Here is a 12,064-nt window from a genome sequence, read left to right as displayed (position 1 = left end):
CCGTATTCGGACCGTTGACGTGCCCGGACGGTGAGATGTGCGGAAATCGGCACAGATCGGCTCACTGGGCCGTCCGCTGCCGGGGGGCCTGTCGGGTCCCCTCGAAATTTTCCCGGTGGTGTCGATGGCGCAAATGCGTCCCCCCGCCGGCTTTCGCCGGCGGGTCGGGGTCCGGCTCCGTCAGTGGTGCGGCGCGGCGCGATGCATCCGGCCGGCGACCGCGGGCAGTGCCGCCACCGCGAGTACGACGGTGACGAGACCGACCACCCATGAGGTCCACGACGCGCCGTTGTAGGCGGTGTAGTCCATAGCCCAGGGCGCGATGAACAGCAGCGCGCCGAACAGGGCCATGGCGTAGTCGGCCGCCGCCATGGCGGGACGGTACATCTGGGTGAGTCCGGTGAGCGCGATGAGCGCCCCGAGCACGATCATCGTCCATACTGCCCGGTCGTTGGTCGCCACCCAGATGGGTGAGAGGGCGGTGAAGACGCCGAGTACCACGGCCAGGAAATCCTGGGTCCGGCTTTCGGTGAACATAGTGCCTCCTGAGACTGGAAACAGGTCCGTACACAGGGCCTGACCTCGGTATAGCGTCCCGGGGGCGGGTGGGTCGATATCGCGATGGACACGATTGCGCGGCGAAACGATGCGCAACGGACGCGCTTCCGCCGCGTGGCCGCGCAAGTTAGGGTGGGCTACACCATATTTCTATAACCTGTTCCAGGCGCGGTGCCAGCTGCCGCGGGGAGGGAGTTCGGATGACCGCGCCGATCGTGATCGCAGGTGCCGGCCTGGCCGGGCTGCGTACCGCCGAGGAGTTGCGCCGTGCCGGGTACGAGGGCGAACTGGTGATGCTGGGCGACGAGGTGCACGCGCCCTACGATCGCCCCCCGCTGTCCAAACAGTTCGTACGCGGCGAAACCACCGCGACCCCGCTGCGCCCGGACGACTTCTACCGCGAGAAGAAGATCGATCTGCGGCTGAACAACGCCGCGGTCGCGGTGGATACCTCCGCCGGACAGGTACGGCTCGCCGACGGTTCCGCGGTGGACTACGAGCAGCTCGTCATCGCCACCGGATTGCGGCCCCGCCTCCTGCCCGGCGCCGAGGAGTTCACCGGGGTGCACGTACTGCGCAGCCACGACGACGCGGTCGCGATTCGGGACGGACTGCGCGGCGCCACCCGGGCCCTGGTGATCGGCGCCGGTTTCATCGGCTGTGAGCTGGCCGCGAGTCTGCGGGCAAAGAACGTGCCCGTGGTGCTGGTGGAGCCGCAGACCGCTCCACTGGCCGGCGTGCTCGGCGCGGAACTGGGCGAGTTGGTGGCGCGGCTGCACCGGGCCGAAGGTGTCGATCTGCGCTGCGGAATCGGCGTCGGCACGCTGCTCGCCGACCCGGCGGGCCGGGTGCGGGGCGCGCTGCTCGCCGACGGTTCGGAGGTGGACGCGGACCTGGTGGTCTCCGGGATCGGCTCCCGGCCGGTGACCGATTGGCTGGTGGGGTCGGGGATCGAATTGGCCGAACCGGCGGCCGGCGGCGGCGTTTTCGCCGACGAGGCCGGGCGGACCAGTGCCCCCGGGGTCTGGGCGGTCGGCGATGTGGCGGCCTGGCGGACCCCGACCGGTGAACATCGCCGGATCGAGCACTGGACCAATGCCGGCGAACAGGCCAAGCTCCTGACCTGCGCGCTGCTGGGAGTCGAGGCGCCGAGTATCCCGCAGGTGCCCTATTTCTGGAGCGACCAGTACGACCTGAAACTCCAGGCGCTCGGCACCCCCCGCGCGACCGACGATATCCGGATCCTCGCCGACGACGGCCGCAAGTTCCTCGCGTATTACTTCCGTGAGGGCAAGCTGACCGGGGTGGTGGGCGCCGGGATGACCGGCCAGGTGATGAAGATGCGCGCCAAGATCGCCGCGGCCGCCCCGGTGGAGGAGTTGCTCGGCGCGACTCAATAACCTGTGGGGTGTGATCGTCGCGCTCATCGATTCGGGTTTCGGGCTGTTGCCGACCGCGGCGTGGCTGCGCAAGCTGCGTCCCGATGTGGATCTGCTGCTCCAGTTGGATCCCGAGGGCGCGCCGTGGGGTCCCAAACCGCAGGACTGGATGGTCGACCGAGTGGTTTCGGCCGGCCGTGCCGCCCGTGATCTGGGTGCCGAAGTGGTCGTCCTGCCCTGCAACACCGCCAGCGTGACCGCGCTCGAGCACGTGCGCGCCGAACTGGGCGCCGGGGTACCCGTGGTGGGCACGGTGCCGGCGATCAAACCGGCGGCGGCGGTGTGCCGGTCGGTCGCGGTCTGGGCGACCGCGGCGACCACGGCCAGCCCCTACCAGGCGGATCTGATCGCGCGGTTCGGCGGGGACGCGAAGGTGACCGGTATCGCCTGCCACGGTTTGGCCGAGGCGGTGGATCGCGGCGATCTGGCGGCGGTTCGCGCGGCGGTGGCGGACGCCGCGGCCAGTACCCCGGCCGATGTCGAGGGCGTGGTGCTGGGCTGTACCCACTACCCGCTGATCGTGGACACGATCGTCGCCGCGCTCCCCGATGGGGTCCGGTTGTTCGACAGTGCGCAGGCCGTCGCCGCGCAGACGGTGCGGCGGATGGACGGTCTGGATGGTCCGGCCACCGGCGACGGGACCGTGCGGGTCTATCTGAGCGGCCGCCTCGGAGAACTGCCGCCCGGCGCCGCCGCCTATGAGCCCGGACGCATTCTGGGCGCCGGTCGATCCGACGTCCGGGAGAGTTGACGCGGTAACCCGGGTCCGCGCAGACCCGGCCGCGACCTGGTGCCCCACTTCCATCAGCTGCTCCAGCGGAGATGCTGCAACTGGTCGCCGACGCCGCCGAGTCCGGCCCATGGCGACTGTCGCCACCGGCGAGCACTGGCTACCGGGGGATTCACCACTCGGCCGCGCTCGTCCACCAGTGCGCGGGATCGAACGTGATTCCAGGGATCAGTCGATGCCGAAGGCGGCCACGATGGCGTCCGTGACCGCGGTGACGGTGCCGCGGGCGACGGCCTGCCGCGCGATCCAGGTCTGCATGGTGATCGGTGGATCGACCAGGCGCCGCCATTCCCATCCGGGCAGCAGCCGTCCCGCGGTGGTGCGGCTGAGGATGGCCCCTTCCGCGCCGGTGGCGCGCAGACAGGCTCGGGCGTTCTCGGTGTAGTTGGCGAAATGCCATCGCGGCCTGATACCGGCGACATGCGCCGCGGAAACGAGCCGGTCGTGTCCGATGGGGACCTGATCGCGGGCGTGCGCGAGGATGTCCATTCCGTCGAGGTTGCGCAGCGGGCAGGTGGTGCCGGTGAATTCGGCCGCCGACCTCGGATCCACGACTAGTCCCAACGGCTCCTCCAGCACCCGATGGCGGACCAGATCCGCCGCCGGAGATTCATGCACAAACGCTATATCCAACCGGCCGGCGCGCAGGTCCTGGAGCTGGACGGTGCTTATCGCGTCGTTCAGCGAAAGGTATGCCTGCGGTACGGCCGCGCGTACGGTGTCGATCAGCTGCTCGAGCCAGGTGGGCGGCAGGCCGGGCGCCAGGCCGACCTGTACGATCTCGCGCACCGGGCCCGCGTCGCGGGCGGCGTCCTTGGCGGTGTCCGCATAGCGGAGTAGGCCGAGTACGTGCTGGTAGAAGGCGGTTCCGGCGGAGGTGGGTACAACGCCGGCCGGTACTCGCTCGAAGAGCGGAACACCGCATTCGCGTTCGAGCTGCTGAATCTGGCGGGTCAGGGCCGGTTGGGAGACCAGCAGCGCCTTCGCCGCCGAGGACAGTGAGCCGCGATCGAAGACCTCGACGAAATAGCGCAGCTGTCGCAGCTCCACGAAAGCCCTCGATCCTTCATGCCCACCGGTCTGCCATAACTTCAGAACATACCCGGGCCATCCAAGCGGCATTGGATCATGGACCGCTCGCGCGGTTGCATTGTGGTGGGCACCACAGTCACCGCGCACTGCGGGCGCCGGCGCCCCAGCTTCGCTCGAAAGGACCTTCGGTGACCGAGACATCCACCCCGACACCCGACACCCGATATCGCTGGGTGGTGCTGCTGCTGTGCTGGGCCGCCTTCACGATGACCTCGGTGGACCGGGCCACCTGGGGTCCGGCGGCGGGTTCGGTCGGTGCGGACCTCGGGGTGGCGGTCGCCGGCCTCGGTATCTTCGCCACCACCTACTACATCGGGTACGTCGTCTCCAACGCGATCGGCGGTTTCATCGCCGACTGGATCGGCGCCCGGATGACGGTCGGAGTGAGCATCCTGCTCTCCGGCGGTTTCATGCTCGCGTTCGGTGAGGTCGACAGCCACGCGATGGGGCTGCTCTTCCAGGCGTGTATCGGATTGTGCGCGGGCGCCGAGGTGGGCGGCGGCGTCAAACTCATCACCAGCTGGTTCACCCCGCAACGGCGTGGTTTCGCGATGGGCGTCTTCATGACCGCGACCTCGCTCGGCCTGGTCGTCGCGAACGCCGTCGTTCCGCGACTGATCGAATCGCACAGCTGGCGCGCCTCCTACCACCTGTTCGGGTTCACTTCGATCGTGGTCGGCGCCCTCTGCCTGATCCTGCTGCGCCCCGGACCGCTCGTCGTACCTTCCGCGGACAGCGGCGGTCGGCCGAATCCGCGACCGCTGCTGGCCAACCGCGGCCTCCTGCTGCTCGCGCTCGCCGGGTTCGGCGCGCTGTGGGGCACCTACGGATTCATCACCTGGTCGAATCTGCTGATGGTCAAGGGCATCGGCATCGACCCGGTGCGGGCCGGCACCGTCGTCGTCATCTTCGGCGCCGTCGCGGTGTTCTCCAAACCGCTGATCGGCCTGATCGGCGATGCACTCGGACTGAGCCGCCGGCGCCTGACCATCGCGATCCTGGCGGCCTTCGCGACCTGCCTGATCGCGTTCAGTTTCGCCACCACCGCGACCCAGTTCCTCTGGATCGCCCCGGTCCTCGGCATCACCGCCTACATCTACAGCCCGGTGATGATGGCGATGATCCCCACCTTGTCCGGTGCCGAACTCGCCGGGACGGCCACCGGCGGTGTGAACGCCTTCTGGCAGCTGGGCAGCACCATCGTGCCGGCGGTCGTCGGGCTGGTGTTCGCCGCGACCGGATCGTTCCAGCTCGTCTTCCTCGTCCTGGCCGCGGGCCCCTGTCTGGCGATCGTCCCCATGTACTTCATCAGGCACGCCGACGACCGCGAATCCCGCTCCGACGCCGTCACCGGGCGGCACCACGACACCTCGCTGATCCTCGCCACCAACGGAAAGGGCTGATCCCCGCATGACCCCGAGCAGCACCCACTACGACGTCATCGTCGCGGGCGGCGGATCAGCCGGTATCGCGGCGGCCGTCGGCGCCGCCCGGACAGGCGCCCGCACTCTGCTGATCGAACGCGGCCCGTGCCTGGGCGGCGCGGCGACCCTGCGCAACGTCGTCACCTACTGCGGCCTGTACACCCGCGAGGACCAGCGACAGGTCGTCTTCGGAATCGCCGACGAGGTCGTATCCGAGCTGAAGGCCCGCGGCGCGGTGAGCGAGCCGCGCCGGTTCAACGCCGTCACCGTGGTCTTCGATCCGGAGAGCGTGAAAATCGTCCTCGACGGGCTCTGCCGCGACGCGGGCGTCGATATCCGCCTGCACAGCCTGCTCATCGGCGCGCGCACCGAGGGAGACCGCATCACCGCTGTCGAGGTGGCCGATCACGAGGGAGTGCACCGGTTCACCGCCGCGGCGTTCGTCGACGCCACCGGCGACGCCGATCTCGCGCACCACGCGGCCGCCGAAGTCCGCTACGGCACCGACGGATGGGTGCAGAACGGCAGCCTCGGTGTCCGCTTCGGCGGTATCGAACCCGGTGCCGACGTCACCGTGCGCACCGTCGGGGAGGCCGTCCGCAGCGCCAAAGCGGCGGGTGTGGACGGGCTGCTGGCCGAAACGGGGCTGGTCGCGCGGATGCCGGTTTCCGGCGATGTCATCGCCTACCTGGTGGATCAGGGTTACGACGCCCGATCCGCCGCCGATACCAGCCGCGCCGAGATCAGCGCCCGCGCGCAGGCTCAGGCATACCTGGGGGTCATCCGCACGATCCCGGGCGCCGAACAGGCCTATATCGTCACCACCGGCCCCGAACTCGGTACCCGCGAATCCCGCCACATCATCACCCGGCATCGCCTCCGCGAGGTGGATATCCTGCGCCCGCGTACCGCCGAGAGCGCCGTCGCGATCGGCGCCTGGCCGATGGAGTACCACCCGGGCCCGGGTATCCCGTCGACCTGGAAATTCATCGGCGATCCGGGCTTCTACCCGATCCCGCTCGACTGTCTGCGCAGTATCGGCACGGACAATCTGTTCGCCGCCGGGCGCACCCTCGACGGCGACCGGCAGGCCGGCGCGTCCCTGCGCGTCATGGGCACCGCGTTCGCCACCGGCCAGGCTGCCGGGGTCGCGGCCGCCCAGCAGGCCCGGCTCGGCGCGGCCACTACCGCGACTGTGCGCGACGAACTGCAACGTCAGGGGGCTCGCCTGCCCGAGCCGGTGCCTGTTTGAGCGACGGGGCCCGCCGACTACTCGGCGACGAACCGGCACGTCGAGGTCTCGCTCATCCGAGCGGACACCCGCCGCGGTAGGCGGGTGGGTGGCGGGATCGGTCGACCTCGCATGCCACGTACCCCGGCCGCTCGCCGCCTCGGCCGGGCTGTGGAGACTCGCTCGGCCGAGCGGCCCCGGCGGGCCGTCAGAACTGGATACGCAGGTGGTCGGTGACCGGGCGGGCCTGGCAGCCCAGGATGTAACCGCTCTCGATGTCCTCGGGGTCGAGGATTTCGGAATTCGCCATTTCGACCTTGCCCTCCAGCACCGTGCAGGCGCAGGAGCCGCATTCGCCTTCCTGGCACGAGTAGGGCACGTCGATGCCCTTGTCCAGCATGATGTCGACCAGGGTCTGTTTGCGCGGCCAGCTCAGGTTGTGGGTCTCGCCGTCCAGTTCCACCTCTACGGTGGCCGCGTCCGCGGCGTCCTCGGCGGAGATCTCGGTCGGCGCGGTCTGGGCGAACGGGTCTCCCGCGAGCGAGTTGAAGACCTCGGCGTGGGTGCGGTTGCGCGGGACCCCCAGCTGACCCAGCGCGTCGTGCACGCCGTCCATGAAGGGTTTGGGGCCGCACATGAACGCCGCGTACTCGGTGTAGGGCCGGAACAGCTCGGCCAGCGCCGCGACCGTCGGCAGGCCCTGCAGGGTTTCCAGCCAGTGCACCACCGCGAGCCGCTGCGGGTTCTTCTCGGCCAGTTCGCGCAGTTCGGTAGCGAAGATCACCGATTCGGCGTCGCGGTTGGCGTAGAGCAGCACGATCTTGCCGGTGCCCCGGTGCAGGGCCGATTTGAGAATCGACATGACCGGGGTGATGCCGCTGCCGGCCGCGCAGAGCAGCAGGTCGTCGTCGAGGTCGCCGGGGGTGAACACACCGGAGGGCGGCAGCACTTCGAGCTGATCGCCGGGTTTGACGTTATCGCAGAGCCAGTTGGAGCCGTAGCCGTCCCGGGTGCGCTTCACCGTGACCTTGGGCTGATCGTCGGTGAAGGGGGAGCTGGCCAGCGAATAGCAGCGCGCCACCGATCCGGTGCGATCACTGGGGATGCGCAGGGTGAGGAACTGGCCGGGCCGGTACGCGAACTTCTCCCGCGCCTGCTCGGGGACCTCGAAGACCAGCGAGCTCGCGTCGGTGGTTTCCGCGATGACCTGGGCGACCCGTAGAACGACGGATCGCGAGCCATGGGGCACTTCGACGGTGGTCATCTCGTCCTCTCGACACTGGTAGCCGGTAGGTCGAGCCTACGGCAAAACTAGAACGTGTTTCAATTTTAGCCTATGTCGGCCGATTGTTGGCGCGCCAGCTGGCCCTCGAGGCCGGCGACCAGTACGCCCACCCCGAAATCGTAGGAATACTTTCCGCGCAGATCCGGCAGGTATTCCATTGCGCGGGCAACTCGCTCCGGCATCACCACATCGGGCGGGGTGTCGAGGTTGCGCGGGTTCACCCGGCGCCGCCCGAAAAGGTAGGTGTGGATGGTGGCGTAACCGGCCAGGACATTGCGGTCCTCGAAACCGGCTTCGTACAAGATCTCCATGATCGCGGCGATCAGATCGAGCTGCTTGCCGAGCATCTGCTCGATCAGGACGTCGCCCAGCCCGGGATGCCGGCGCAGGCGTTCGTCGATCTGGGCGAGCAGATCGACCAGCCGGTCCTGCCACGGGCCCGATTCCGGCGGCGGCTTGCGTACCCCGGTCAGCGCGGCCGTGGCCACCAGGTCGAGCAGCTCCCGTTTATCGGCGACGTAGTAGTACGGCGCCATCGGGGAGACGCCGAGTTCGCGCGAGAGCCGGCGCATGGATAACTTCTCCACCCCGTCGGCTCGTACGACACGAAGTGCCGCCTCGACGATCTCGGTCTCCGAGAGGGTACTGCCGTTACCGCCCCCACCCCCGCTCGTCTGCATCCGCACGACTCCCATTGCCACCTCTACACGTCGAGCGGCGACCGCCCGTCACGTTCTGTTCAGCTGCTTTGCCCCCGCAGTCTAGAGGTCGCGTGACGGCCCGAGCGCGGACATTACCCGAAAACTGTTCCATTTTGTCAGTGGATGACGTTATGGTGTGACGGCAGTCGCATCGTGCGACCGCGGCGCCGGCACTGTGCCGGGGGCCACCGGCGGTACCTCCAGCGGTACCGCGGAGATGGTCCGGACAGGCATACGGCCGGCGCAGGCACCAAATCTGTGGAGGTAGCCATGGCGGACAACCGTTCCTTCGGACAAGCCGAAACCGATCACCGCGGCCCGATCGGTTCCGTTGACACGCACGCGGCCGAAGAGGCGCCCGTGATCGAGGAATCACTGATCGAAGAGGTGTCCATCGACGGTATGTGCGGCGTCTACTGACCGGCGGGAGCCAAACGATGCTCGATCTGGAAACGCGCTGGCAGTTGCACCCCCGAGTGGCGCTGCGCCCGGAACCCTTCGGGGCGCTGCTGTACCACTTCGGGACCCGCAAACTGTCGTTCCTGAAGAATCCGCGGATCGTCGAGATCGTGCGCTCACTGCCGGGGCACGCCTCGGCCCGCGCGGCCATCCGGGCCGCCGGGATCGGTGACTCGGCCGCCGATCCGTATGTGAAGGCGCTCGCCGATCTGGCCGATTCGGACATGATCCGGCCCGCGCCGACCACCGCGGCGCTCAGCGAGCCCGCGCCCTTCACCGGGGTGGGTCCGGCCGACCCCGCGGTGCGGCTCGTGGACCGCTTCGAATCCGGGCTGGCGGCTCCGATTTGCCTCACCTGGGAACTCACCTACGCGTGCAATCTCTCGTGTGTGCACTGCCTGTCCTCGTCCGGGCGACGCGATCCCGGGGAGCTCAGCACCGAACAGTGCAAGGCGCTCATCGACGAATTCCAGCGGATGCAGGTGTTCTACGTGAACATCGGCGGTGGCGAACCCACCGTGCGTCCGGATTTCTGGGAACTCGTCGATTACGCGACCTCGCACCAGGTCGGCGTGAAGTTCTCCACGAACGGCGTGCGGATAACCCCCGAAATCGCGCAGCGGCTCGCCGCCAGTGATTATGTCGACGTCCAGATTTCGCTCGACGGCGCCGACGCGGAGGTCAACGACGCGGTGCGCGGTCCGGGCTCCTACGATACGGCGATCCGGGCGCTGGAGAATCTCGCGAACGCCGGTTTCCGGGACGCGAAATTGTCCGTCGTGGCCACCCGGCACAATATCGACCAGCTCGATCAATTCCGGGAGATCGCCGATCGTTACGGCGCCACCCTGCGGCTCACCCGGCTCCGGCCGTCGGGCCGCGGCGCGGACGTCTGGGACGAACTGCATCCACTGCCGGAACAGCAGCGCACGCTCTACGACTGGTTGGTCCGCAACGGTGAAGGGGTCCTCACCGGGGATTCGTTCTTCCATCTCTCCGCCTACGGCCAGGCCCTGCCGGGTCTGAACATGTGCGGGGCCGGGCGGGTGGTCTGCCTGGTCGATCCGTTGGGCGACGTGTACGCCTGCCCGTTCGCGATCCACGACAAGTTCCATGCCGGAAACGTGGTCACCGACGGCGGTTTCGAGACGGTATGGCGGGAATCGGCGCTGTTCGAGGAACTGCGGGAGCCCAGCGGCGGCGGGGCCTGCACCTCGTGCGCGCACTACGACTCCTGCCGCGGCGGGTGCATGGCGGCGAAGTTCTTCACCGGACTGCCCGCCGACGGGCCGGACCCCGAATGCGTTCAGGGCTACGGGGAAGCGGCGCTGGCCGCCACCGGACGGGTGATCCCGCGTCCGGCGGTGGATCATTCCCGCAAGAGCGCCCCGCGTCGCGCGCGTTCCGGCGGCCCGATTCCGCTGACCCTGCTGCCGCCCGCGCGGCCCCCGGCGCGCGCGTGCGACGAGAGTCCGCTCGGCTGAGAATTGTTGGACGCGACCGCCCGGAGTAACGGTAGCCAGCCCGTTGCTCCGGGCGGTTTTTCATGCTCGTGCAACCGGGCCGGTGACCTATTTCATGCCCGTACTCAGGGCGGTTCCGGGAATTTCTCCGGATCGGAGCACTTTTTCCCGGACTGCTGATGTCTTGTATCGAATCGGCAGTTACCATCCGTGGAATGCGCAATGATCGCCTGCCCGATGGATTCGGGGTGCGGATCGACCCACGGGTACGCGCATACTCGGGGGGTCGCATCCTGATCGGAGGTTCACCCGCCCGTTTGCTACGACTGGCCCCGGAGGCCGCCGAAATGATCGGCGACGGCTATCTCGAGGTGAACAGTCCGCAATCGGCGGTGGTTGCCAGACGACTACTCGATTCCGGGGTGGCCAACCCGCGGCCGCGGTTGCTGCCGTCGCCGGAAGACGTGACGATCATCGTCCCGCTGCACAACAATCCCGGCGGGCTGGACCGGCTGCTGGCCGCATTGCGCGGCCATACCGTGATCGTCGTCGACGACGGATCCGACGAACAGGTCCGGATCGCCGACGAGCACGCCGACCGCTGCCGGGTGAAGGTGCTGCGCCATGAACGAAGTCGCGGCCCGGCCGCCGCCCGCAATACCGGGCTGCGGGCCGCGACAACCCAGTTCGTGGCCTTCCTCGACTCGGATGTGGTGCCGCGCAGCGGCTGGCTCGAAGTGATGCTCGGACATTTCAGCGATCCGCAGGTCGCCCTGGTCGCGCCGCGGATCGTGGCGCTGGACCCGGAATCCAATACGCTGGCCCGCTACGAGCACGCGCGATCCTCGCTGGATCTGGGCCGGCGCGAATCGGCGGTGCAATCGCGTGGGGTCGTGTCGTATGTGCCCAGTGCGGCACTGCTGGTGCGGCGCTCGGTGATCGAAGCCGAGGGCGGTTTCGACGAGACCATGCAGGTCGCCGAGGACGTCGACCTGTGCTGGCGGCTCGAGCGCGCGGGCTGGCGGGCCCGGTACGAACCGGCCGCGCATGTCGCGCACGATCATCGGGTGTCGTTCCGGGACTGGTTCCGGCGCAAATTGTTCTACGGCACCGGCGCCGCCCCGCTCAGCGACCGGCACGCGGGCATGGTGTCGCCGCTACAGGTGCCGAAATGGACCGCGGTCGCCGCGCTGTTCCTGGCAACCCGTACCCGCTGGGGCGTGTTGGGCGCGGTACTCACCCTGCTGCTGCCGCTGCGCCGATTGCGGCGCGCGTTCGCCGGGGTCGACAATCCGACCGGTGTCGCGGCGATCTACGTGGCCCGCGGCTTCTTCGCGGGTCTGTGGCGGATCTCCTCGGCCATGTGCCGGCACTACTGGCCGATAACCCTCGCGGCCATGGTCTTCTCACGCCGGATCCGGCAGATCGCGGTCACGCTGGCCACGGCCGAGGGCGTGGTCGACTGGTACACCCACCGGGAGCCGGGCGGGCTGGATCCGCTGCGCTATATCGCGTTCCGGCGGGTCGACGATATCGGGTACGGCACCGGCCTGTGGCTGGGCGCGCTGCGGGCGGGCAGCCCGGCGGCGTTGAAACCGACCGCCCCTCCCCAGTAGCCGGAT

The 12,064-nt window shown here is 68.8% G+C and carries 11 protein-coding genes; 7 read left to right on the top strand and 4 right to left on the bottom strand.

Going from position 1 to position 12,064, the window contains the following annotated elements; genetic code table 11:
- Window positions 1-180 precede the first annotated feature (180 nt).
- Window positions 181-537: an SPW repeat domain-containing protein gene (locus tag OG804_RS19750; protein WP_328388613.1), complete on the bottom strand. Its 357-nt coding sequence runs from the start codon at window positions 535-537 to the stop codon at window positions 181-183.
- Between the two features lie 221 nt (window positions 538-758).
- On the opposite strand from OG804_RS19750, the gene OG804_RS19745 reads away from it, so the two are divergent.
- Both OG804_RS19745 and OG804_RS19740 read left to right on the top strand, forming a co-directional pair.
- On the top strand, window positions 759-1,958 hold the full coding sequence (locus OG804_RS19745; RefSeq protein ID WP_328388611.1) for an NAD(P)/FAD-dependent oxidoreductase: 1,200 nt from the start codon (window positions 759-761) through the stop codon (window positions 1,956-1,958).
- A gap of 10 nt (window positions 1,959-1,968) precedes the next feature.
- Complete coding sequence (locus OG804_RS19740; protein ID WP_328388609.1) at window positions 1,969-2,748, top strand: glutamate racemase; 780 nt, start codon at window positions 1,969-1,971, stop codon at window positions 2,746-2,748.
- A gap of 207 nt (window positions 2,749-2,955) precedes the next feature.
- Here the strand turns inward: OG804_RS19740 and OG804_RS19735 are convergent, their stop codons facing one another.
- Window positions 2,956-3,837 (bottom strand): LysR family transcriptional regulator, encoded by an 882-nt coding sequence (locus OG804_RS19735; RefSeq protein WP_328388607.1) that lies wholly within the window; start codon window positions 3,835-3,837, stop codon window positions 2,956-2,958.
- A gap of 170 nt (window positions 3,838-4,007) precedes the next feature.
- Between OG804_RS19735 and OG804_RS19730 the strand changes: the two genes are divergently transcribed.
- Entirely contained in the window at window positions 4,008-5,282 is a 1,275-nt protein-coding gene (locus tag OG804_RS19730) for an MFS transporter (protein WP_328388605.1), read from the top strand.
- 7 nt (window positions 5,283-5,289) lie between these two features.
- Window positions 5,290-6,555: an FAD-dependent oxidoreductase gene (locus tag OG804_RS19725; protein ID WP_328388603.1), complete on the top strand. Its 1,266-nt coding sequence runs from the start codon at window positions 5,290-5,292 to the stop codon at window positions 6,553-6,555.
- Between the two features lie 187 nt (window positions 6,556-6,742).
- On the opposite strand, the gene OG804_RS19720 is transcribed toward OG804_RS19725, so the two are convergent.
- Both OG804_RS19720 and mftR2 read right to left on the bottom strand, forming a co-directional pair.
- On the bottom strand, window positions 6,743-7,798 hold the full coding sequence (locus OG804_RS19720) for a ferredoxin--NADP reductase (protein ID WP_328388601.1): 1,056 nt from the start codon (window positions 7,796-7,798) through the stop codon (window positions 6,743-6,745).
- Window positions 7,799-7,863: 65 nt separating this feature from the next.
- The gene (gene mftR2, locus OG804_RS19715; protein WP_328398541.1) at window positions 7,864-8,514 is read right to left on the bottom strand and encodes a mycofactocin system transcriptional regulator MftR2; all 651 of its coding nucleotides are present in this window, start codon (window positions 8,512-8,514) and stop codon (window positions 7,864-7,866) included.
- 327 nt (window positions 8,515-8,841) lie between these two features.
- On the opposite strand from mftR2, the gene mftA reads away from it, so the two are divergent.
- The 3 genes from mftA to mftF all read left to right on the top strand — a co-directional run bounded on the left by mftA (window position 8,842) and on the right by mftF (window position 12,058).
- The gene (gene mftA, locus OG804_RS19710) at window positions 8,842-8,940 is read left to right on the top strand and encodes a mycofactocin precursor MftA (protein ID WP_328398539.1); all 99 of its coding nucleotides are present in this window, start codon (window positions 8,842-8,844) and stop codon (window positions 8,938-8,940) included.
- 17 nt (window positions 8,941-8,957) lie between these two features.
- Window positions 8,958-10,463, top strand: a complete 1,506-nt coding sequence (mftC, locus tag OG804_RS19705; RefSeq protein WP_328388599.1) for a mycofactocin radical SAM maturase — start codon at window positions 8,958-8,960, stop codon at window positions 10,461-10,463.
- A gap of 194 nt (window positions 10,464-10,657) precedes the next feature.
- Window positions 10,658-12,058, top strand: a complete 1,401-nt coding sequence (gene mftF / locus OG804_RS19700; protein ID WP_328388597.1) for a mycofactocin biosynthesis glycosyltransferase MftF — start codon at window positions 10,658-10,660, stop codon at window positions 12,056-12,058.
- Window positions 12,059-12,064: the final 6 nt, after the last annotated feature.

Source organism: Nocardia sp. NBC_00416, from assembly GCF_036032445.1.
Lineage (GTDB): Bacteria > Actinomycetota > Actinomycetes > Mycobacteriales > Mycobacteriaceae > Nocardia.
Note: the sequence above shows the minus strand (reverse complement) of the source record. Positions and strands in the feature narration are given on the sequence as shown.